This window comes from Vibrio sp. SCSIO 43137, assembly GCF_028201475.1.
Classification (GTDB): Bacteria; Pseudomonadota; Gammaproteobacteria; order Enterobacterales; family Vibrionaceae; genus Vibrio.
Window position 1 is genome coordinate 3002524 of sequence record NZ_CP116383.1, and the last position, 21938, is coordinate 3024461.

Sequence of the window (21938 nt, forward strand, 5' to 3'; positions counted from 1 at the left end):
TTATAGAGATTATTTAGTTAATGCACTCTGCCACTCACGAATCCATGATTTTCTCTCTCCGGCAACCTGTTCGGGAGTGAAGCTCAGGGACTGTTTTGGTTTGGTCAGAGACTCAAAGCCCTCTGGCAAGTCGACAGCGGTGACAGGATACATCCAGTTTCCGGTCGGCATAGCATTCTGGAAGTCACCAGACAGAATAAACTGCATAAACTTGTCAGCCAGTTGCGGGTTAGCGGCATTTTTTGTCTTGGCAGCCACTTCAACCTGCATGTAGTGCCCTTCACTGAAATCCGCTGCACGGTAGTTGTCATCCTTCTCAGCAATCAGATGATAAGCCGGAGAGGTGGTATAGGAGAGCACCATATCTGACTCTCCTTTCAGGAACATAGAATAGGCTTCAGACCAGCCTTTGGTTACCGTAACGGTTTTCTTAGCCAATTGGCTCCATGCAGCGGCCGTGTCATCGCCATAAACGGACTTCATCCACAGCATCAAGCCCTGTCCCGGTGTTGAGGTGCGGGGATCCTGATAGATCACCTTAATATCCTGACGACTTTCTACCAGCTCTTTCAGGCTTTTCGGCGGATTAGCCAGCTTAGTTTTATCGTAAACAAAAGCGAAGTAACCGTAATCATAAGGAATAAAAGTAGTATCACTCCAGCCGTTAGGCAGATTTACTGCCGACGTATCTGCCTTGTGCTCTGCCAATAATCCGGATTTTTTTGCTTCTGCCATCAGGTTGGTGTCCAGACCTAACACAATATCCGCTTTGCTTTTACTGCCTTCCAGACGAAGACGGTTAAGAATGGAAACACCATCGTCAAGGGCAACAAATTCCAGATCGCAGCCGCACTGAGCTTCAAAGGCTTTCTCTACCGCAGGACCCGGTCCCCAGTCAGAAGCAAATGAATCATAGGTGTAAACTGTCAGCTTATCCGATGCGAAGGATGAAAATGAAAGGGCTAATGTTAATGCAGAAATAGTGTATTTCACTGGACGCTCTCCTTGGTTTGAGCGGCACAGGTATGAGGAAGGATGATATATCCCAGCTCAATTCCTACGCCAGTATTATCTGGTTCAGGTGTACGGGTTCTAATTGCTTAATCTCAGCCGCAAAAATGCAGCACCCCGATGAGTCCGGATGATTGTAATCTGAATTAGTGGTTTCGGCTACGAAAAACAGCCAGAAATCCGTTAACGCTGATCATAGCCCCAGCGCGGAACCAGTCCCTGCTCAATACCAAGGTGGTCCAGTATTCTCGCTACCATAAAGTCGACCAAATCTTCTATGGACTCAGGTTGATGATAAAAACCGGGGGCTGCCGGCATAATGGTAGCGCCCAACTGAGACAGTTTATGCATATTCTCCAGGTGAAGAGTCGAGAATGGTGTTTCACGCACCACCATTAGCAGTTGTCCACGCTCCTTCAATACTACATCTGCGGCTCGTTCAATCAGGTTATCTGATATTCCGTGGGCAACAGAGGCAACACTGCCGGCAGAACAAGGGCAGATCACCATCTGCTTAGGTGCAGCACTGCCGGATGCCACCGGTGAAAACCAGTCTTCTTTGCCACAGACAATCAGGTTTTCTTCACAGCAGTTCAGTTTCTTAACCAGCACATCTCTGGCCGCTTCAGGGTTAGCAGGCAACTTTAACCCCTCTTCAGTAGCGAGGACAACCCGGGCAGCAGAAGAGATCAGAAGATAGACCCGGTAATCGGCTGCCAGCAGGCACTCTAACAGTCGCAAGCCGTATGGCGCTCCAGAAGCACCGGTAAATGCCAGAGTGATGGATTTTTTCTGCTCCATTAATTTACTACCTTCTGTTTCTGTTCCAGTGCCGCTATCAGCTTGCCATGAATACCTTCAAAGCCACCATTACTCATGACCAGAATCTGGTCGCCCGTTTTAGCTTCAGCAACAATAGCGGCAACCAGTTGTTCAATTTCATTATGAGTGTAAGCCGGCTGACGACAATGCTCCGTGACTTCACTTACTGACCATGAAATATTGTCTGGCTGATAAAGATAAACAGAGTCCGCCTGCTCAAGGGAAGCCACCAGAGTCTGCTTATGAACACCCATTTTCATTGTTGCAGACCTTGGCTCCAGTACTGCAATGATCTTATTCTCACCAACTTTGTTTCTTAACCCGCCTAAGGTCAGCTCTATAGCCGTCGGGTGGTGGGCAAAGTCATCGTAAACAGAGATATCTCCGACAATACCTTTTAGCTCAAGTCTGCGTTTGGTGTTAACAAACTTAGCCAACGACTGGCAGGCAAGCTCAGGTGTTACCCCTACGTGTCTGGCGGCAGCAATAGCCATCAGGGCATTATTAACATTGTGGTCGCCGATAATATCCCAGCGGACTTCACCCACTTTGCTTCCCTGAAACAGCACCGAAAAATGACTGCCATCTATTTTAAGCTTTTCTGTACACCAGTCGCCGCTGTTATTATCACTGTCGCCAATGAACTCCTGCTCACTCCAGCAACCTCTTTCAAGTACATCGGCTAAGGCTGGCTCTTTCAGTGGTGAAATAATTCTGCCTATTCCCGGCACGGTTCTTACAAGGTGATGGAACTGCTTCTTTATCGCTTCTAAATCGTCAAAAATATCCGCATGATCAAATTCCAGATTATTCAATATCAGTGTCTTAGGGTGGTAATGGACAAACTTAGATCGCTTGTCGAAAAAAGCACTGTCGTACTCATCGGCTTCTACCACAAAGAAGGGACTCTCGCCCAGACGGGCAGACTGACCAAAGTTACCCAGCACGCCTCCCACCAGAAAACCAGGCTGGTAACCACAATCTTCCAGTATCCATGCCAGCATACTGGATGTGGTTGTTTTTCCATGAGTTCCTGAAACCGCCAGCACCCATTTATCATGCAGCAAAAACTCCTGCAGCCACTGAGGCCCGGAGGTATACCTGAGGTTATGATTCAACACATACTCGACACAAGGGTTGCCGCGGCTCATTGCATTGCCTATCACCACAAGATCCGGCGCCGGATCCAGTTGCTGAGGATCAAATCCTTCAATAATCTCAATGCCTTCAGATTCAAGCAGAGTACTCATTGGCGGGTATACATTGGCATCACAGCCGGTAACCTTGTGTCCCAGTTGCCGTGCAAGTACTGCGGCTCCGCCCATAAAGGTTCCGCAAATACCCAAAATATGAATGTGCATCTATCTGTTCCTAACTGATTTTTGAAAAGTGTGATCTGCGCACTATCATTGCGCAACACACTAATCTCATTACAACCTAATTGTGATAAGCCATCAAAACAAATTGAATATCAGATATTTACTTTATTACTCGTAATAAGTTTCTTGGCATACAATTTGTGTAGTTACCTTGCAACCTGATAACAATTTTAAGCATTGTAACCAAATTCCCCCCAAATAATCAGCAACGTTAAGGATATAACATGTCTGAATTTCGCACTCTAGGCGAATATATTGTAGAGAAGCAACATGACTTTCCCCATGCCAGCGGTGAACTATCATCTCTGCTAGCATCGATCCGGTTAGCAGCCAAGATTGTTAACCGTGAAATCAACAAGGCAGGTCTTGTTGATATTACCGGTGCTGTAGGTGCTGAAAACATTCAAGGTGAAGAGCAACAGAAGCTTGATGTTTATGCCAATGATAAGTTTAAAGCGGCACTTGAAGCCCGGGATCAGGTTTGTGGTGTTGCCAGTGAAGAAGAAGATGAAGCTGTCGCCTTTAACAAGGAGCTAAATCAGAACGCTAAATACGTTGTACTAATGGACCCGTTGGACGGCTCATCAAACATTGATGTAAACGTCTCTGTAGGAACCATCTTTTCCATCTATCGCAGAGTATCGCCTGTCGGAACACCGGCTATTGAAGAAGATTTTCTTCAGCCGGGCGAAAAGCAGGTTGCCGCAGGTTATGTTATCTATGGTTCGTCTACCATGCTGGTCTACACAACCGGTAACGGCGTACATGGATTTACCTATGACCCGTCCATTGGCTCGTTCTGCCTCTCTCATGAAAATATGATGATTCCTGAGAAGGGTAAGATCTACTCCATCAACGAAGGAAACTATATCCGTTTCCCTATGGGCGTGAAAAAGTACATTAAGTACTGTCAGGAAAGTATGCCGGAAGATAACCGTCCGTATACTTCCCGCTATATCGGCTCACTGGTTGCAGATTTTCACCGTAACCTGCTGAAAGGTGGTATCTACCTTTACCCGAGCACTGAAAGCCACCCGAGAGGAAAGCTTCGCCTGTTGTATGAGTGCAACCCGATGGCCTTCCTTATCGAACAGGCCGGCGGCCTGGCTTCTGACGGTAAAAACAGAATTATGACTCTGAAACCGACTGAGCTACACGAACGTGTACCTTTCTTTGTCGGCTCAAAAGAGATGGTTCGTAAAGTTGAAGAGTTTCTGGCAGAGAATCCGGAATAACTCTTTTAGCGCCCCGGATTTCCCCTTTCCGGGGTGCTTTTCTTATCTTTTCAGACAAACAGACCAGATCAGGTCACATTAATCTTCATATAAACCCACGCATTGCCGTACGGCGTCTCAATCTGTTCCCGGTGAAAGTCGACAGACACATCTTCAAGGACATCCAGCTGAGAAAGCGTTTCGTCGTCAATACGGTAGATCTCTCCGTTAATGCTATTGCTACCATGGGCTAACCCCGGATAGTCATCATGATCATAGAGCTGATAATTGGGCTCTGTTTCAAACAGACCTAAACACTCACTCTGTTCCAGTACATGGTGATTGCATTCACCTTTTTTCAGGGTTCCGTAAACAAAAATTAGTTGTTGCATCCTAGCCTCTTTAATCAAACTCAAACTGGTATAGCAGATCAACGGCACTACTGACACCAGAAACCGCTTCCAGATAGAGATCCGTCATTAGCTGATAACGGACGGTAAACTCTCCAAGGGAGTTAAAGATACCTACCCCATACTTTACCTGCAGTTCAGGAGTAATATATCCACTTACAGTTACCTGAGAGGAATCACCAGAGCCTGCGGTATCCAGATGAAGGTCAGAAACGCCAAACGCTTCACCAATCTTACCGACTAATTTACCGCTCTTAGCCAGACTCAGGCCTATTAACGCTGTTGTCATGGCATTGCCGTCAGATTTTCCGTCAATATTCTGCCCTCTTAAAAGATAGGACAAAGCATTGGCCTGTGGCATAGCCGGCTGAGAAAAAATAGTGGTTACCGGCTCATTGGCCGGTCCGGAGACCTGAACACCGGCAACAACATTATCTTGTGTATTGGCCGGATTTCTTATCGCCTTGATGGCCAGGTAAGGGCGGTCAACCGGGCCATTCATCAGAATTTTCCCTTCACTGATAATCAAGTCCTGACCAAAGGAGCGGTACTGCCCCTGTTTAATCACTACCTCGCCTACCACATAAGGGCCTTTATCTTTCTGAGTGACATTTAACTGGCCGTTAAGCTTACCTGTCAGGCCAAAGGCAGATATCGCAAATTCATCACCAATATTAATAACGACATCGCTTTCAAATGCCATCGGCATTTTACGTCCCTTCTCTTCAGGCTTAAGGTTGTTATTAAGAATCACCTGATCCGATGATACCGTCACCGCACTGGCAGGCAACTCTTCCACCTCGACCTTTCCCCATGGCAGGTTAATCTTACCACTTACTTTTGCCAGTTGTGGCGTCACTGAGAGCTGCAGATCCGGTTCAACCCGCACCCTGACCATAGACGGCACCTTCACCTGAAGCTCGTCAGAATCGATATTCAGGTTAGTGTGCCAGTCAGACAGCTCTTCCCAGCCTGCATCACCGTCAACTTTCAGAATACCGTCACTGGTGTTGATATCCGCATCCAGAACAGCCTGATATCCTGAGAACTGGATATCTATCCGGCCTTTTTCTACATCAAGGGGAGAGATATCACCTAAAGCAATAATCTTATCAATCAGCAGATTACCCATAATTTTAGGGTGAACCACCGGGCCGGAAATGGTCAGGCTGGAGTCAATCAGAGCACCAATATCGCCATATTCTCCGGCGACTGGTTTCAACATATCCAGATGTATCTGTTTCAGTTGCAGCAAACCATCCAGAATCTGAGGCTCAGCCGTCACACTACCAATATCAAACCGGCCATTAACCTCTCCGTTATTGGTTAGATCGATTAACCAATCCGCCATCAGCCTGTTGTCTTTCAGTTTGGCGTTCAGACTGGTGCTATCCCAGCCGACAATAACCGGCTTACCCATAATCCGGCTCGCCTCCCCTTTCGGAAGCCTGAGTGAGATATCAGCCTGTGGCTTACTCTCTTCACTCCAGCGGGCAGCCGCATCGAGATTCATCTCTCCGGTTAGATCGGTATCCTCAGGTAAAAACATAGCAATCTGATTAAAGTTGAAATGCTTAACCGCGATATGCGCTTCGCCCGATTTACCGGCCAGTAGATCCTTTGTCAGACAGGCTTCAGAACTATCCTGAATCCAGCAGTGTGACTGAAGCTTAACTTGCTGCTGAGCAAAGTCATAAGCCACTGAAGCGGGTTTATCCAGCTTCCATAGCCCCTGCTTAGTGGAAAACTGCGCTTTAGTTAACTCTCCGTTCCAGAGAAGATCCGGCTGTTGCGGTAAGCCGCCCTTTATATCTAATGCAGCGTTAATCAGTTCAGATACGGCGGCAAAGCTAAGCTGATGCTGCTGTTGCGTACCAGAAAAGTTTAAGCTTACCGAATCAAATGTGTTGTCCTGATAACGGATATCACTGGCACTCAGCTCAACAGAGCCATTGATATCGGGCAGAGGGTTAACATTGGCAATTAAGCCAACGGATTCAATTTTCAGCAGATTGCTATAGGCCAGTTTGCTTGCTGTCAGTTTGCTCTCCAGTTGAGGCTCAGCAAGCAGCCCGGTGACTTTCAGCTTACCCTGAATATTTCCCTGCGCGTCCGGTACGGTTTTGCCCAGTTGCGGAAAGTCGATCTCCGTATCTAAACGCCACTCTTTATCAAGGCTACCTGATAGGCGCACTTCATTCGGTCCATGTTTTAACGATACTCCCTGTGTAACAACAGACAGCTCACCTTTGCCCGACTTATCTTCTGCCTGCAAAGCTCCCTGTAGCTGAAGCGGATAGCCGCGGATCAAACCGTTAATATCCAGAGCCGGAACAGACACTTTCCATCCGCCGGAAGCCAGCAGCTCACCAGAGTTTTCAAATACGCCTGAGACGCTGCCTTCCGCTTCAGGCCATTGTAAACCGGGCTGAATATTGTCCAGTTCAAGCCGGCTCTGCCAGTTGAGCGGTGGCTGCCAGTTAGCCATCACTTCACCGGAAATCGTGCCGCCAAGGGTAGCAAGGTCAATCCGCGACAGTTCAATCTGTTTTAAATCACCTTTACCTGCCAAAGTAAACTCAGTTGCCGGTATCGCTTTACCACTGACAGCAGCGGCAGCACTCAGGTTATAGCCGTTAAGCTGACCGTCCGTTTTGAACTCTGAAATATCTACATGGTAGTCAGCATCGCCTTTTAACGGCCACTGTAACTTGCCTTTGCTTATGGTGATATCAAAAGGAAAATTCGCTTTAACGGGTTTTATTTTACTCTCAATCTCTGCCTCAATAAGGCCGGATAAAACTGAACTTAACTGCAGATCAGCAAGATCGCCCGATGCTGACAGCAGAACACGCTGACCATCTACAGGCTGTAGTTTCAGGTTGGCTTCAACTTCCAGATTCAGCGGATAAGAATCTTTAAGTGTCGCCTGCCCCTTAAGGGCAATATCTCCCTGAGGGGCCTTAACATTCAGCTTTCTTACCTCAGCCAGATACTCATTTAGCAGCACTGATAGCTGCAACTGCTCCACGTTAATGGGATTAGTACCTTGCAGCATAAAATGGTTTAGCTCAAACGCTTCAACATCAACTGCCAGCGGAATATATACCTTTGGTAAAGCGATATCTGACGCAGGCGTTTCTGCTGAAGCAGCAGCTTCGTCACTGCTGTTTTTTGTCTCCGCCAGTTGCAGATTTAACTTATTCAGAAAGGTGGGTTTAATAGCCAGTTCAGAACCACTAAAGCGAATGGCAGAAGAGAAACTTTGCCAGCTAACTTTATGCCCAAGCAGATTAAGCTGAATATCATTCAGGGCAAGTTGCTGCACCGTGACCGGTAGCGGAGAAGAGATGGTATTTTGACCGGAGGTAGCGGGCTCCTGCTCTGTTGTCTCTGGCTTGCTCCCCGGAGCCACATCAAGAACGACACCACTCACCTCCAGCTTGTCTACACAGACTGAAGGGGCAAATAAACACTCAAAGTTAACCGCCAGTGTCAGTTGCTTTACTTTAGTATCAATACCAAGAGTGTCATCTGAAAATAAGCTGTTTTTCAGGGTAAATTCCGGAAAGAGCGCACCTTCAGCGTCAGCAATCTGCAGCTGTGGTATGGCTTTTTCTGCAGCCCAAATCAGCGTTTTAAGCCCGCTGTTAGTAAACAGGGCAAAGGAGATAAGTAACACTATGGTCAGAACTAAACTGACGAGTGTCAGTGCAGCGCGCTTACTCCACTTTAATAACCGCTTTTTCATAGTTCCGGCCCCAGCGTAAAGTGTAACTTAAACTCTTCACCCGGCTTCTCATCAAGCCCCCATGCAAAATCAATGCGAACCGGACCAACGGGCGATGCCCAGCGGACACCAAATCCTGTACCGGTTTTAAACTTAATGGTGTTGTTCCATGCGTCACCATAATCAACAAATCCGGCCAGCCACCAGTTACCCGTCAGGCGATACTGGTATTCAAGGCTACTGGTCGCCAGATACTTCGCACCTGTTAACGCACCTTTACTGTCTCTCGGTGAAATAGATTCATAGTCGTAACCACGCAGACTATTATCACCGCCAGCAAAGAAGCGGATAGAAGGCGGAATATTACTTATCTCATCAACAAAGTTAGCCGAGGCATCCAGACGGGCAATTCCTCTGTGGTTCTGCCCTATACTGCGAATCCAGGCTGTCTTAGCCAGAACGCGGTAAACTCTCGCTTTTGCTGTCAGGCTCTTATCAGAATATTCAAAAGCGATGGACTGTTTATCACCACTAAGGGGCATCGCTCCCCCGGAGGTCTGAACCTTTGAAAAAGAGATACCCGGCAGTATCATGGTAAACTCATCATCCTGAGTACCTTGCTTAAAGTCTTCATGCAGATAGCGGCCATAAAGGACTCTGTGCCAGCCACTATCAAGCTGCCAGTGCCGTTCAACCAGAGCAGAGGCTTCAAAACTTTCTGTATCATTCTTATCTTCGTACTTCATCCCGTACTGCAGGCGATAGTATTCATTCTGCACATCTTCCAGCGGAATATTGTAACCAAGTGTCACAGCCTGTTCCGGTGCAGACAGAGACAGGGCAGAATCAAAACTGTGCCCTAAGCTGTTTACCCACGGTTTCTTCCATTTAAGCGTACCTTTCACACCTAAGTCCGTGGAATAACCAATACCGGTCTCCAACTGGTTTTTTGTCTGCGGGGAAAGCGTCACCAGCATGGGTAGTTGTTCCTGCTTACCGGTAACACTTATATCCGGCTGAACCAGTACCGAAGAAAACCACTCGGTATTGGACAAGTTCTGGTTAAACACACCGATTTTTGAAGAAAGATAGGGGTCACCCTTTTGGTATGGGATCAGAGAGCGGAGCTTGCTCTGCTGAATTTGATTGCCGCTAAACTTAGTCTCACCAAACTGGTAGCGGATACCGCTCTGATAATAAAGATAGATAAAAGCCTGATTTCGTTCCGGTGCAACTTCCAATACTGTTTTGGTAAAAGTACCGTCAAAATATCCCTTGGATAAAGCGAGATTCCTGATGGCCGATTTAAGCGCATCGTATTTTGCATGATTGAGGATCTCCCCTTTTTCCAGCCCGGATTTTTCAACCAGAGTGAGAAAATCCTTATCGCTGCCTGCAGCACCATCAATGCGGATATCTGAAATGCTTATCCGTACAGGTTCCCCCGCGGCTATGTTAACCGTAAGTGTTTTATCATCTTCTGAAGTAACAAATACGAATTCCGGCTGGTAATGCCCCAGAGCCTGCAGAGCCTTAGTAAAGCTCTTTCTCAGCTGAGACTGAAAACGTAATGAAACCGAGTAATCTTCCTTGGGAATAGCCGTCAGATAGGCTTCAACATTCTCTTCAAGTGCGCCGTCCAGACCTTTAATTTCAACAGAAACATCCGCCCACAGCTTAGAAGAGAAAAGTAAAGTGACAAAGATAAGTGCGCATTTTTTCACCATAAGGGTAAACTGGTTTCCTTTAAAATGATGGCTACTGAGCAGGAACAAACGATGTACAGTAGTTTAATAGTGGTTAAGTTTCAGCCTATATACGAAAAGTATCATAGTTAGTGCAATTTAGTATTACGAAATTCGGCAGGTCAATTTTATAATGACTCCCAAAAAAGGAAACATCTATGCTCAACAAACAAGTTATGGTTACCAGGGAAACCGCCATTAAAGGCCGGGAACAAGCAATCCCTGTCACTCAACCACATTTTGTAAACAATACTGACTTAACCCTTGAACCTGCCGAAGGACAACAACAAATCCTGTTTGGAATGGGCTGTTTCTGGGGCGCTGAACGCCTGTTCTGGAACCTGAAAGGGGTTGTCTCCACTTCCGTTGGTTATAGTGGCGGCTTCACCGAAAACCCGACTTATCAGGACGTGTGCACAGGAGAAACCGGACATACTGAGGTTGTCAGGGTTATTTTTGATCCGTCTGTTATCTCCCTTTCAGAACTGTTAAACCAGTTCTGGGAGCGTCATGACCCGACTCAGGGAATGCGTCAGGGCAACGATTTAGGCACGCAGTACCGTTCAGCTATCTATGTCTATTCTGAGCAGCAGAAGCAAACGGTATTAGAAAGTAAGCAGAGCTATCAGTCTGCCCTTAGTGACAATCAACGCACTGAAATCACCACTGAAGTTGAGTTTGCGGGTCCTTACTACTTCGCTGAAGAGTACCACCAGCAATATCTGGCTAAGAATCCTGAAGGTTATTGCGGCCTCGGCGGTACAGGGGTCTGCTTCCCTTCCTGATTGAAACTTACTTTAAGGGCTCTGCCACCATGGCAGGGCTCTTTCCTTGCACCTTCAGTTAAGTTGAAGCTGCTTACAGATAATATTGTTAATCTCTTTCATCACTGCCAGCATCTTTTTATTACTCAAATCCGGCAGCAGAACCCTTCCTTGATCAAAATAGAACTTTCCGATACCTGCAATGGAAAACTCTCCTTTAAACAGCGCTTTTACGAAACGGGCGATTTGTAGCGGGCGATAAGATTTAAACTCTCTAAGCATAATAATCCCAATCTCTGATTGTAAAATCCGTGTGAACAAGAATGCAAAATCAGCGCCAGAAAACTCAAATTCTTACTATTTTGTTGGAATTTCGTCTAGTCTTGTTTCTGCTCTACAACAAGACCATCAAAAGGAATAAAAACAATGAACATAAAGTCTCTCACTCTCTCCCTGTTATTGGGCACTCTCCCTGTTATCGGGCAGGCTCACAACCTGAATACCGGAGAATCTTTACCGGCTGTTACCGTATCCAGCTACGGTGAACTGCATCTGGAAAATGACGAAGTTGTTTATAAAGCATGGGATGAGAGTCAATTAATTGGCAAAGTCAGGGTTATTCAGGCCATAGCCGGACGCAGCAGCGCCAAAGAGATGAATGCCGAACTGATGAAGTCCATTACCGCCTCTCAATTTTCTCAGGACAGCTATCAGACAACCTCAATAATTAATCAGGATGACGCCATCTGGGGTACCGGCTCATTTGTGAAATCTTCAGCTCAGGACAGTAAAAAAGAGTTTCCATGGTCTTCAATGGTTCTTGATGAAGACGGCGTAGTGGCCAAAAGCTGGCAACTGGCAGAAGAGAGTTCAGCCATTATTGTGCTGAATAAAGAAGGAAAAATCCTGTTTGTAAAAGAAGGAGCCCTTAGCGGCGACGAAATCAATCAGGTACTGGCGCTAATAAAGAGCAATATCTAATAGTTCCTCCTCTCATCAAAATGGTGCCGGCTCCGGCACCATTTCTTAAATGTAAATTTTATGTACGAAACCGTTTGGTTCAATAAATAAAGCTTGCAGGGTAAATGTTATATTATTACATTGTCTCAAACCTGACTGCATTAGCAGCAGAACCGTGTGTCACTGCGAGCTCTATAAACTGATGAGAACCGAACACTACTTCTCCCGTTCACGGGTAACGGCAGCAACAATACTGGCTATAGTTAGCATACTATGGGCCACTTTTGCTTATGCCGAACATCAGGTAGATTTTGACCACTCCCATCACCAGCAGCACCAATGTGAACTTTATGCCGCTGCCGGAAACGGCCTTAGCCCTGCTGTTATCGTGCTTCCGGAAGTGCCGCAACAGGCTGTCCGTTATCAGCCTTTTAATAGCCGGCTGCTGGTGTTTATTGCGCCTAAGCAGAAAGCCCGCTCACCTCCTGAACTGGTTGTCTCTTAAAAAATCTTTATCAACGACAACTTAATTTTTGAGGTTACTATGCAACACACTTTTAAACTCTCTTTAATCGCGGGACTTATCCTTTCTACATCAGCTATGGCCGAAGAAGGGTTTCGCCAGCACGATGCCCATGTGCACGGACACGTAGAGTTCAATATCGCTCAGGATGGCAATGAGCTACTGGTTGAGATTGCTGCTCCGGGAGCTGATATTGTCGGCTTTGAACACGCTCCGGAAAACGAAGCTCAACACGAACTCATCGAGAAAGCCGAAAAAAGCTTAATGCAAGCAGACAAAGTACTGCTTCTCTCCTCTGCGGCTGGCTGCTCTACTGAACATGTTTCTGTTAAGAATACGCTGGAAGAAGATGAGCATCACGATGAACACGATCATGAAAAACACGATGATCATGACAAACATGACGAGCACAATCATGATAAACACGATGATCATAAAGACCACGATCACGAGAGTCATGAGCACGAAGGTGAGGGAGAAGGACATGGTGAATTTACTATCGAATATCACTTTGAGTGTAGCGATATTGCAAAGCTGAACCGTATCAAAACCAATTGGTTTAAGCTATTCCCGAACTCAGAAGAAGTGGAAGTGAATCTATTAACCGATACTGCTCAAAATGCCTTTGAACTAAACAAAAATAAAACGGTTATTAAGTTTTAATCTTATTAGGCTGATGGCGGATAATCACCGCTATCAGCCTATACGTTTTGCTGAGTGTTATATACTATCTGGCTGACACTCAGATTTGTGGCTTAATTTGGTTAATAAGGTAGCTATGAAGGATTTAGATCGCGTTGTTTCACTCTCTCAGATCCGCTTCTGCTGGAATGAAAAACAGCCTGCTACATTAGAGTTCGATTCTCTGGATATCCGCAAGGGTGAGCATATCTTTATAAAGGGTCCAAGCGGCAGCGGAAAATCCACTCTGCTCGGGCTGCTGACGGGTATTATTTCTCCCCAGTCAGGAAGTGTACAAATTCTGGATCAACAGCTCAACGATCTCAGCCAGAGCGGGCGGGATCGGTTCAGGGCAGATCATATCGGTTATATCTTTCAGCAATTTAACCTTCTCCCTTACCTGTCTGTCATCGAAAATGTCACCCTGCCATGTAATTTTTCTAAACGGCGCCGGGACAAAGTAACAGGCGATCTCACTGAAAATGCAATTCATCTGCTGCAAAGGCTTCGTCTTGATCAATCTCTGCTCAACAAACCCGTTATTGAGCTAAGTATTGGTCAGCAGCAGCGGGTTGCTGCTGCCAGAGCATTAATCGGCCAGCCAGAGCTGATTATCGCGGATGAACCGACCTCAGCTTTAGACTTTGAAAACCGCACAGCATTTATAGAACTGCTAATGGAAGAGGCGGAAAAAGCAGGCTCAACCCTTATTTTTGTCAGCCATGATCCAACGCTGGAAGCCATGTTTGACCGGAATATTCAGTTGCAAGAGTTAAACCAACGCGCTACCCAACATAGTACGGAGGCCACACAATGCCAGCAATAACCCTTCTGGCCCGCAAAAGCCTTCTCAACCGTAAAGCAACTGCGATTCTTACCATTCTTACTGTGGCGATTTCAGTCATTCTGTTACTTGGTGTTGAGAGAATCCGTACTCAGGCGAAAACCAGCTTTGCCAATACCATATCCGGTACTGATCTTATCGTCGGGGCCCGATCAGGCTCAGTAAACCTGCTGCTTTACTCTGTTTTCAGAATCGGCAATGCTACGGCAAATATCGACTGGAAAAGCTATGAGGAGTTTAGCCAGAACCCGTCCGTTAAATGGGCGATTCCTATCTCCCTTGGCGACTCCCATCAGGGTTTCCGGGTAATGGGAACCAATCAAAGCTACTTTGAGCACTTCAAGTATGGCAAAAAACAACCCCTTGAACTTCAGCAGGGACGGCCTTTTAATACCCTATTTGAAACAGCAATCGGCGCCGACGTCGCTAAAGAGCTCAACTATAAAGTAGGCAGCGAAATCATAATTGCCCACGGCATCAGTGATGTCGGCTTTAGCCGCCACGATAACCTCCCATTTAAAGTGGTCGGTATTTTTAAGCCCACAGGTACTCCGGTAGATAAAACCGTCCATGTTTCCCTTCAGGCGATTGAAGCCATCCATGTAGGCTGGGAATCAGGCGCTAATCTGGGTTCGAAGCAAGACAAAGCAGCACTGGAGCAACAAGAGTTTCATCCTCAGCAGATCACTGCATTTATGCTGGGACTGAAATCTAAGATCCGCACCTTTGCCCTACAAAGGCAGATCAATACCTATAAGCAAGAGCCTCTTAGTGCCATTCTGCCGGGTATCGCGCTACATGAATTGTGGGGCATGATGTCTGTTGCTGAACAGGCACTCATGGCAGTATCAGTTTTTGTCGTTATTGCAGGATTACTCGGTATGCTTAGCAGTCTGTTGACCAGCTTGCAGGAGCGGCGGAGGGAAATGGCCATATTGAGAGCAATGGGGGCAAGGCCAAGACATATTTTTGTTCTTCTGGTCAGTGAAGCAGGCTGCCTGACATTTGCCGGAATTTTGCTCGGGGTAGCAGGGCTCTACTCACTATTAGCGATCGCGCAACCTCTGATACAGCAGTGGTACGGGATCAGTATACAACTTTCAATGATTAGCCCTTATGAATGGGCTCTACTCGGTCTGATACAACTGGCCGGAATTATTATCGGTGTTATTCCAGCAGTAAGCGCCTACCGGCAATCACTGGCTGACGGAATGACGATTCGAATCTAACAAACGGATAAGCAATGAAAAAACTATCACTTATACTATTTAGTTGTCTTGCCATTATGACCTCCTTTACCGGAGCTGCAGCAGACGAACAGACACAGGATCAGGATATTCTTCAACTGGAATGGCTGGATCTGATCCCGAAAAATGAAAGAAATCTGGTTGATAGTGTAGGCATGCCACTCAGCCATGATCAAGCCGCCGCTCCGCAATCAAAACTTGGCGGGGTAAGACAAGAACTAAACGGCAGTACGGTTAAAATTCCGGGCTTCGTTATTCCGCTGGAAGGAGATGAAAATATGGTTACTGAGTTTCTGTTAGTACCATATATGGGAGCATGTATTCATGTTCCGCCACCGCCACCAAATCAAATTGTCTATGTACGTTTTAAAGATGGCGCTCCGATTCAGGAACTATGGGATGTGGTCAATATCATTGGTACACTGAAAACTGAAACTGTCAGCCACGAACTGGCTGAAGTGGGTTATGTGATTGAAGGAACGGCTCTGGCTCCTTACGAAGAGTAAATCGACTCAGGCTTATCTGTTAAACCAGAAAGTTTGACAGGTAAGCCAGCACTCCAATATAGACAACTAATAATAGAGTTATCGACAGCTGCTTTTTCAATCTGTTTTCTTCCGGCTGCGCCATGACGCCCCTCAAATCCCTTAACATTTTTAACATTTCCTTATCAACTATATCAGATTTTCGCAGCAAGACGAATATGAAGCGCAGATTTTAACCGTTTTATTTGTAGAGTAATTGATTAATAACAAGTTTACCTTTATTAACATTCAGAATCATTCTTTTAACCTTTTTATACATAATACTCATAGAAACAATCGCAAGATTGAACTCAAAATCAGTTGGATCTATTCTAGTCATTCACACCTTTCCCATTGAAGCAGGGCGACTAAATGGCAGGAAACAGAGCACCGGTAACGATTGAGCAAGGCGCATCCGGCAACCACTCAAGCTATAAAAGTAATAAATCCCATTACATTAAAGACAGTGGCAGCAGAGTAAAAAGTATTGCTCAAACCTATGGCATCGACGCCAAGCTTCAGTCGGAAAAGCCGAAAAAAAGCGTTCTGGAAAGAGCCTTAAGCAGAGATAAACAGCGACGGGAGCAGCGCCAGCGAAACCTTGAGCAGGTGATGAAGTACGCTTTTGGCTTCTGCAAAGATGAAACGGCCGGAGATCCTGACCAAGACTGGCTCTACCGCTTCTTTGATATGGCACAGGACATTAATAACAGCTCCATGCAGCGGTTGTGGGCACAAGTGCTGAAACTGGAAGTGACTAACCCAGGCTCGACTTCGATGAAGGCACTTCAGGTACTTAAAGATATGACGCCGAAAGAGGCGCAGTACTTGCAAAAAGCCGCTTCGCTGGCCTGTAGTTTCGGTAGTGACAATAGCAAAAAGCTCTTGATTGGCTTCAGAACGCCAGCCGGCATTTTCAGCCTCAACAGACGAGATAACGAAAGTACCGTCAACCTCGGCAACCACCAGCTTCCTTTCTCCAGCTTACTGGTTCTGTTTGAGCTGGGGCTGGTACTCAGCACCGAGCTGGAATCCGGTGAAATAGAGTTTGATCCTGCACTGGTGGTCGACTATCAGGGAGAACCCTTCTCACTAAAACCTATGAGTAAAGGTTCCCGCCTGCTCTATTATCGTTTTAGCCCGGTAGGTAACGAGCTGTGTAAACTGCTGGGTAATAAACCGAATACAAAATATATGGACCAGTTGGTGGATCTATTAAGCCAGAAGTTTACCGTTCAGTCAGACGTTAAGGGCTCCGTGGATCAAATGGTCTGATTTAGCCTGTCACTATAGCTACGCCTGAATGATTCCGTTTTGTCGTAGCTTATCCAGACATTGATCTACCAGCGTGGCAACTTCCACATCACGGTTTATCAGTTCTATCTCAGGGCTTTCCGGTGCCTGATAGTCAGAATCAATACCGGTAAAGTTCTTTATCTCTCCGGCTCTGGCTTTTTTATACAAGCCCTTAGGGTCTCTCTGCTCACAAACTTCCAGCGGAGAATTTACGTACACTTCCATAAACTCTCCCTCTGGCAGTAACCGACGGACAAATTGTCGCTCCTCTTTGTGGGGAGAGATAAACGCCGACAACACTATCAGGCCGGCATCCGCCATCAGATTACATAGCTCACCGACACGACGGATATTCTCTTTTCTGTCCTGCTCACTAAAACCAAGATCGCTACATAGCCCGTAACGCACATTGTCGCCATCCAGCAGATAAGTGTGATAACCCAGCTCCGCTAATGCCTGCTCAAGGGCTCCGGCTATGGTCGATTTTCCTGAACCGGACAGACCGGTAAACCAGAGCACCACGGGTTTCTGCTGTTTCTGTTTCGCTCTGCTGTATCTGTCTACGACATGCTGATGCCAGACAATATTATTTTCAGCCTTATGGCCTGGTTGAGACATGATAAATCGGCTCCTGCACTAAAATGGGAAAAAATAGGGAATTAAAGTTAAAACCAGTACGGAATAGATCAAAGAAAGTGGAATACCTATTCTCAGATAGTCAAACAGGCGGTAATTACCAACACTGTAGACCAGCAGATTGGTCTGATAACCGTACGGGGAAATAAAACTGGCGCTGGCCCCGAACAAAACCGCCATTATAAACGGCATAGGATCGACACCATAACCAACCGCCATACTGTATCCGAGAGGGAATGCCAGTGCTGCCGCAGCGTTATTGGTAATCAACTCCGTCAGCACAAGGGTCAGAACATAAGTTGCCACCAAGGCCCCGAAGACGCCCCAACCGTTAAGGGTATGAATAAAGAATTCACCAATGCGTACAGACAGCCCCGAAGAGAGCATTAGCTGGGCGACGGTCAGTGCTGAACCGACAATAATCACAATATCTATCGGAAAGCGCCTTCTCAGCTCAGTAATATTGACGATTCCGCACAGCAACATAATAAGCAGATAGCCTGCCAGCCCCTTAATCACCGGCAAAATCTCCAACAACGACAAAGCAATGGCAGAGACAAAGCCGAACAACACTAGATTAGAACGTGAACTGTCCAGCTTGGCACTAGAGTCGAGATCATTCATCAGCAAAAACTCGCGATTATGACGGTTCAGTTCAGCTTCAAAGCGCTTTCCGGGCGCAAGAACTAAGGTGTCTCCTGCTACCAGAGTAATATCGCCAAGCCCGCCTTCAAGACGCTCATGCCCCCTGCGAATGGCAACCACCACCGCATCAAACTTATCCCGGAAGCGGCTGGAAATAAGGGTTTTATTACATAAAGAGGCTGACGAGCTGATAATCACTTCCCTGAAGTTCTGACCATTCAGGTGATGCTGTCCAAACAGTGTCAGCCCTTTGATCTCCTGTAGTGTGGCAACACTTTCAATATCGCCACAAAACAGCAGCCGATCTCTGGCCTGTAATACAAAATCCGGTGTTACCGAAGCAATACGCTCGCCGTCTCTGACGACTTCAGCCAGAAACAACTTTCTCAGTGATCTTAGCCCGTTTTCACTGATGCTATAGCCGACCAGAGGAGAACCGGGCTCAACCTTAGCTTCCAGAAAGTAGGAGAGTTCTTCGTCTGCTATCTCATCATTTTTCGGCAGTAAATAACTTAAGGGAATAAGAACAATCAAGCCTCCGGCCAGTACCGCAAGACCAATAGAGGTCGGGGCGAAAAAGCTCAGTCCCGGCAGGCCGACATCTTCAACAAAGCTATTAATGATCAAGTTGGTTGAGGTACCAATCAGGGTTAAGGTACCCCCCAATATGGCGGCATAAGAGAGAGGCAGCAGCAAACGGGAAGGCGAATGCTGCTGATTTCTCTTAATGGCGCCAATCAGGGAGACCACTACGGCAGTATTATTAGTAAAAGAAGAAAGTACCGCTGTAGACAACCCCAGCTTGGCAACCACAGTGGCCAGCTTTCCTTCTGATATATAATGACTAACCCAACTAACAAGACGGGTCTTCTCAAGCGCCGCTGAACTAAGGATCAACAGCACCAGAGTTAACAATGAAGAGTTGGTAAAGTTTTTCGCTACGCTTTGCAACTCAATAGCGCCACTCATAAAAGCGATAAAAGCAGCGCCGGCAAAGATAAAGCTAGGCTTGATTTTCGTTAAAAGCAGGCATGCAATAACACTAATCAGTAGTGCTAAAACTAATCCTTGTTCCCACATATCCTGCCCTCAATGGCTATTTCGCCTAATTAAATCTTTGCATCCCATGATGGGAAGTATTTATGTATCAAGGCTTTCAGCTCTTGCTCAAAAGCAGTGATATCACCGAGATGGGAGTCGTTCTGCTTATGATCCAGACGCTCTCTCACCAAACCTGCACCAACGGTTACATTGGTTAACCTGTCAATGATGATAAAGCCGCCGGTATCAACTGAATCGCTGTATTTATCTATGGCAATAGATTCAGTAAGTGACCACTCACACTGGCCAATACCATTCAATGGCAGGCTATCGGTATCAAATCTGGAGAGATTATTGATATCATACTGGTGACGGATAACATCCACCTGACCAAGGGTTTTCTTTCCGGCAATTTTGATATCGTATTGACGATTCAACTGTAACGGCTCTTCCGTCATCCAGACCACATCCGCCAGAACATGATTACTTGCCTCAATGGCCGCACCTTCTGACACCAGCAGATCACCACGGCTGATATCAATTTCATCTTCCAGTGTCAGTGTTACCGCCTGCCCCGCATACGCGGTATCCAGATCGCCATCAAAGGTAACAATACGGGAAACCTTAGATGTCTTACCGGAAGGCAACGCTTTAATCTCATCACCGACAGAAACAGAACCTGATGCCAGTGTTCCGGCAAAGCCCCTGAAATCAAGATTTGGCCGGTTTACATACTGAACAGGGAAGCGGAAATCATTGCCTTGTGCCCCACTCTGTACATCAACATTTTCCAGCAAGGACAACATTGGCTCTCCCTGATACCAGTCCATTGCTTTGCTGCTATCAACTACGTTATCGCCTTCAAGGGCAGAAATCGGGATCAACTGAATATCGATTTCGCCTTTCAGCTTCTCAGAGAAGGCCAGATACTCCTGCTTAATCTCTTCATATCTCTGCTGGGAGTACTCAACCAGATCCATTTTATTTACCGCCACAATAAAGTGACGAATACCCAACAGGCTGGCAATAAAGGAGTGACGTCTGGTTTGATCCAGAACTCCCTTACGGGCATCAATCAGGATAACGGCTACATCACAGGTTGATGCGCCCGTCGCCATATTGCGGGTGTACTGCTCATGTCCCGGTGTATCGGCAATAATAAACTTGCGCTTTTGCGTCGAGAAATAACGGTATGCCACATCAATGGTGATCCCCTGCTCCCTCTCTGCCTGAAGCCCGTCCACCAGCAAAGCCAAATCCGGCTTTTCACCAGTGGTTCCGACACGTTGACTGTCGGAATGAACGGCGGCAAGTTGATCTTCATAAATCTGCTTAGAGTCATGTAACAGACGACCAATCAGGGTACTTTTTCCGTCATCCACAGAACCGCAGGTTAAAAAACGTAGCAGCGATTTGTGCTGATGCTGATTGAGGTAGCCCTCTATTCCCAATTCCTGTAGCTGGGCTTCTACTGCACTATTCATAATCTTTCCTTAACCTTCCTTGAACTAAAAGTATCCCTGGCGTTTCTTAAGTTCCATAGAACCTGACTGGTCATGGTCAATAGCCCGCCCCTGACGCTCACTGGATGTTGCCACCAGCATCTCTTCAATAATCTCAGGCAGAGTATTTGCCTCTGATTCAATGGCACCGGTAAGGGGATAACAACCCAATGTTCTGAAGCGGACATGTTTATATTCAACGGTTTCGTCGTCAGCGATAGGCATACGATCATCGTCTACCATAATCAGCATTCCGTCCCGCTCTACAACAGGGCGTTTTTCTGCCAGATAAAGAGGTACAATCTCGATGTTCTCCAGATAGATGTATTGCCAGATATCTAGCTCAGTCCAGTTTGATAAAGGGAATACACGAATGCTTTCCCCTTTATTTACCTGACCGTTATAGGTGCGCCACAACTCAGGGCGCTGATTTTTCGGATCCCATGTATGGTTTTTGTCGCGGAACGAGTAAACCCGCTCTTTGGCACGGGACTTCTCTTCATCCCGGCGGGCACCACCAAACGCAGCATCAAAGCCATACTTATCCAGAGCCTGCTTAAGGGCCTGAGTTTTCATAATATCCGTATGCTTTGAGGAACCATGAACAAATGGGTTGATTCCCATATCTAGCCCTTGCTGATTCTTATGCACCAGAAGATCAAAACCATACTTCTCCGCGGTTCTGTCACGGAACTCGATCATCTCCTTAAACTTCCAGTCGGTATCGACATGAAGTAACGGGAAAGGGATCTTGCCCGGATAGAAGGCTTTTCTGGCCAGATGAAGCATCACTGCTGAGTCTTTACCGATGGAGTACATCATTACCGGGTTATCAAACTCTGCCGCTACTTCACGAATGATATGAATACTCTCAGCTTCCAGCTGTTTCAGGTGAGTAAATCTTTCTTTATCCATGGGTAAACTTCCTTTTGGCTCATCTGAGCCTGACTTTTACTTAAACTTT

At 46.5% G+C, this 21938-nt stretch carries 20 protein-coding genes and 1 riboswitch; of the genes, 9 read left to right on the top strand and 11 right to left on the bottom strand.

Annotated features, from left to right (window positions below; all coding sequences use genetic code 11):
- Window positions 1-9: 9 nt before the first annotated feature.
- The 3 genes from thiB to mpl form a co-directional block, all read right to left on the bottom strand.
- Window positions 10-993, bottom strand: coding sequence for a thiamine ABC transporter substrate binding subunit (gene thiB / locus PK654_RS14010; protein ID WP_271696480.1), 984 nt, complete (start codon window positions 991-993; stop codon window positions 10-12).
- Between the two features lie 44 nt (window positions 994-1037).
- A riboswitch (TPP riboswitch) is annotated at window positions 1038-1141 on the bottom strand.
- 53 nt (window positions 1142-1194) lie between these two features.
- Entirely contained in the window at window positions 1195-1812 is a 618-nt protein-coding gene (locus tag PK654_RS14015) for a flavin prenyltransferase UbiX (protein ID WP_271696481.1), read from the bottom strand.
- Window positions 1812-3194, bottom strand: coding sequence for a UDP-N-acetylmuramate:L-alanyl-gamma-D-glutamyl-meso-diaminopimelate ligase (mpl, locus tag PK654_RS14020; RefSeq protein WP_271696482.1), 1383 nt, complete (start codon window positions 3192-3194; stop codon window positions 1812-1814). The genes PK654_RS14015 and mpl overlap by 1 nt, the downstream gene beginning before the upstream one ends.
- Window positions 3195-3436: 242 nt before the next feature.
- Between mpl and fbp the strand changes: the two genes are divergently transcribed.
- On the top strand, window positions 3437-4447 hold the full coding sequence (gene fbp, locus PK654_RS14025) for a class 1 fructose-bisphosphatase (protein WP_271696483.1): 1011 nt from the start codon (window positions 3437-3439) through the stop codon (window positions 4445-4447).
- A 68-nt stretch (window positions 4448-4515) separates the two neighbouring features.
- Here fbp and PK654_RS14030 read toward each other — a convergent pair whose 3' ends face one another.
- The 3 genes from PK654_RS14030 to tamA are packed head-to-tail and all read right to left on the bottom strand — an operon-like array spanning window position 4516 to window position 10293.
- Entirely contained in the window at window positions 4516-4818 is a 303-nt protein-coding gene (locus tag PK654_RS14030; protein WP_271696484.1) for a gamma-glutamylcyclotransferase family protein, read from the bottom strand.
- Between the two features lie 10 nt (window positions 4819-4828).
- Window positions 4829-8587, bottom strand: coding sequence for an autotransporter assembly complex protein TamB (tamB, locus tag PK654_RS14035; RefSeq protein ID WP_271696486.1), 3759 nt, complete (start codon window positions 8585-8587; stop codon window positions 4829-4831).
- Window positions 8584-10293, bottom strand: a complete 1710-nt coding sequence (gene tamA, locus PK654_RS14040) for an autotransporter assembly complex protein TamA (protein ID WP_271696487.1) — start codon at window positions 10291-10293, stop codon at window positions 8584-8586. Before tamA ends, tamB begins: the two co-directional genes overlap by 4 nt.
- Window positions 10294-10469: 176 nt before the next feature.
- Between tamA and msrA the strand changes: the two genes are divergently transcribed.
- Window positions 10470-11096, top strand: coding sequence for a peptide-methionine (S)-S-oxide reductase MsrA (msrA, locus tag PK654_RS14045; protein ID WP_271696488.1), 627 nt, complete (start codon window positions 10470-10472; stop codon window positions 11094-11096).
- A gap of 54 nt (window positions 11097-11150) precedes the next feature.
- Here msrA and PK654_RS14050 read toward each other — a convergent pair whose 3' ends face one another.
- Window positions 11151-11357: a DUF1107 family protein gene (locus tag PK654_RS14050; RefSeq protein WP_271696489.1), complete on the bottom strand. Its 207-nt coding sequence runs from the start codon at window positions 11355-11357 to the stop codon at window positions 11151-11153.
- Window positions 11358-11501: 144 nt separating this feature from the next.
- Between PK654_RS14050 and PK654_RS14055 the strand changes: the two genes are divergently transcribed.
- From PK654_RS14055 to PK654_RS14085, 7 genes are all read left to right on the top strand, one after another.
- Window positions 11502-12056, top strand: a complete 555-nt coding sequence (locus tag PK654_RS14055) for a YtfJ family protein (RefSeq protein ID WP_271696490.1) — start codon at window positions 11502-11504, stop codon at window positions 12054-12056.
- A 181-nt stretch (window positions 12057-12237) separates the two neighbouring features.
- On the top strand, window positions 12238-12540 hold the full coding sequence (locus PK654_RS14060; RefSeq protein ID WP_271696491.1) for a DUF2607 family protein: 303 nt from the start codon (window positions 12238-12240) through the stop codon (window positions 12538-12540).
- A gap of 39 nt (window positions 12541-12579) precedes the next feature.
- The gene (gene zrgA, locus PK654_RS14065; protein WP_271696492.1) at window positions 12580-13221 is read left to right on the top strand and encodes a zinc uptake protein ZrgA; all 642 of its coding nucleotides are present in this window, start codon (window positions 12580-12582) and stop codon (window positions 13219-13221) included.
- A gap of 115 nt (window positions 13222-13336) precedes the next feature.
- Entirely contained in the window at window positions 13337-14065 is a 729-nt protein-coding gene (locus tag PK654_RS14070; protein WP_271696493.1) for an ABC transporter ATP-binding protein, read from the top strand.
- The gene (locus PK654_RS14075; RefSeq protein WP_271696494.1) at window positions 14053-15312 is read left to right on the top strand and encodes an ABC transporter permease; all 1260 of its coding nucleotides are present in this window, start codon (window positions 14053-14055) and stop codon (window positions 15310-15312) included. The genes PK654_RS14070 and PK654_RS14075 overlap by 13 nt, the downstream gene beginning before the upstream one ends.
- Before the next feature lie 14 nt (window positions 15313-15326).
- On the top strand, window positions 15327-15836 hold the full coding sequence (locus PK654_RS14080) for a DUF3299 domain-containing protein (RefSeq protein ID WP_271696495.1): 510 nt from the start codon (window positions 15327-15329) through the stop codon (window positions 15834-15836).
- Between the two features lie 390 nt (window positions 15837-16226).
- Window positions 16227-17129 (top strand): TIGR03899 family protein, encoded by a 903-nt coding sequence (locus PK654_RS14085; protein ID WP_271696496.1) that lies wholly within the window; start codon window positions 16227-16229, stop codon window positions 17127-17129.
- An 18-nt stretch (window positions 17130-17147) separates the two neighbouring features.
- Here the strand turns inward: PK654_RS14085 and cysC are convergent, their stop codons facing one another.
- Genes cysC through cysD form a run of 4 tightly spaced genes read right to left on the bottom strand, consistent with a single transcriptional unit; the run spans window position 17148 to window position 21889 of the window.
- Entirely contained in the window at window positions 17148-17768 is a 621-nt protein-coding gene (gene cysC / locus PK654_RS14090; RefSeq protein WP_271696498.1) for an adenylyl-sulfate kinase, read from the bottom strand.
- Between the two features lie 18 nt (window positions 17769-17786).
- Entirely contained in the window at window positions 17787-19511 is a 1725-nt protein-coding gene (locus PK654_RS14095) for an SLC13 family permease (RefSeq protein ID WP_271696499.1), read from the bottom strand.
- A 29-nt stretch (window positions 19512-19540) separates the two neighbouring features.
- A complete protein-coding gene (cysN, locus tag PK654_RS14100) occupies window positions 19541-20956 on the bottom strand; it encodes a sulfate adenylyltransferase subunit CysN (RefSeq protein ID WP_271696500.1) in 1416 nt (471 codons plus the stop codon).
- 24 nt (window positions 20957-20980) lie between these two features.
- Window positions 20981-21889 (bottom strand): sulfate adenylyltransferase subunit CysD, encoded by a 909-nt coding sequence (gene cysD / locus PK654_RS14105; protein WP_271696502.1) that lies wholly within the window; start codon window positions 21887-21889, stop codon window positions 20981-20983.
- Between the last annotated feature and the right edge of the window lie 49 nt (window positions 21890-21938).

Coding starts and splice junctions, on each gene's coding strand:
- fbp (WP_271696483.1), top strand. CDS start 3,437: ATGTCTGAATTTCGCACTCTAGGCGAATATATTGTAGAGAAGCAACAT.
- PK654_RS14060 (WP_271696491.1), top strand. CDS start 12,238: ATGAGAACCGAACACTACTTCTCCCGTTCACGGGTAACGGCAGCAACA.
- PK654_RS14070 (WP_271696493.1), top strand. CDS start 13,337: ATGAAGGATTTAGATCGCGTTGTTTCACTCTCTCAGATCCGCTTCTGC.
- mpl (WP_271696482.1), bottom strand. CDS start 3,194: ATGCACATTCATATTTTGGGTATTTGCGGAACCTTTATGGGCGGAGCC.
- PK654_RS14015 (WP_271696481.1), bottom strand. CDS start 1,812: ATGGAGCAGAAAAAATCCATCACTCTGGCATTTACCGGTGCTTCTGGA.
- msrA (WP_271696488.1), top strand. CDS start 10,470: ATGCTCAACAAACAAGTTATGGTTACCAGGGAAACCGCCATTAAAGGC.
- cysN (WP_271696500.1), bottom strand. CDS start 20,956: ATGAATAGTGCAGTAGAAGCCCAGCTACAGGAATTGGGAATAGAGGGC.
- cysD (WP_271696502.1), bottom strand. CDS start 21,889: ATGGATAAAGAAAGATTTACTCACCTGAAACAGCTGGAAGCTGAGAGT.
- PK654_RS14030 (WP_271696484.1), bottom strand. CDS start 4,818: ATGCAACAACTAATTTTTGTTTACGGAACCCTGAAAAAAGGTGAATGC.
- zrgA (WP_271696492.1), top strand. CDS start 12,580: ATGCAACACACTTTTAAACTCTCTTTAATCGCGGGACTTATCCTTTCT.
- tamA (WP_271696487.1), bottom strand. CDS start 10,293: ATGGTGAAAAAATGCGCACTTATCTTTGTCACTTTACTTTTCTCTTCT.
- PK654_RS14080 (WP_271696495.1), top strand. CDS start 15,327: ATGAAAAAACTATCACTTATACTATTTAGTTGTCTTGCCATTATGACC.
- PK654_RS14055 (WP_271696490.1), top strand. CDS start 11,502: ATGAACATAAAGTCTCTCACTCTCTCCCTGTTATTGGGCACTCTCCCT.
- PK654_RS14050 (WP_271696489.1), bottom strand. CDS start 11,357: ATGCTTAGAGAGTTTAAATCTTATCGCCCGCTACAAATCGCCCGTTTC.
- PK654_RS14085 (WP_271696496.1), top strand. CDS start 16,227: ATGGCAGGAAACAGAGCACCGGTAACGATTGAGCAAGGCGCATCCGGC.
- cysC (WP_271696498.1), bottom strand. CDS start 17,768: ATGTCTCAACCAGGCCATAAGGCTGAAAATAATATTGTCTGGCATCAG.
- tamB (WP_271696486.1), bottom strand. CDS start 8,587: ATGAAAAAGCGGTTATTAAAGTGGAGTAAGCGCGCTGCACTGACACTC.
- PK654_RS14075 (WP_271696494.1), top strand. CDS start 14,053: ATGCCAGCAATAACCCTTCTGGCCCGCAAAAGCCTTCTCAACCGTAAA.
- PK654_RS14095 (WP_271696499.1), bottom strand. CDS start 19,511: ATGTGGGAACAAGGATTAGTTTTAGCACTACTGATTAGTGTTATTGCA.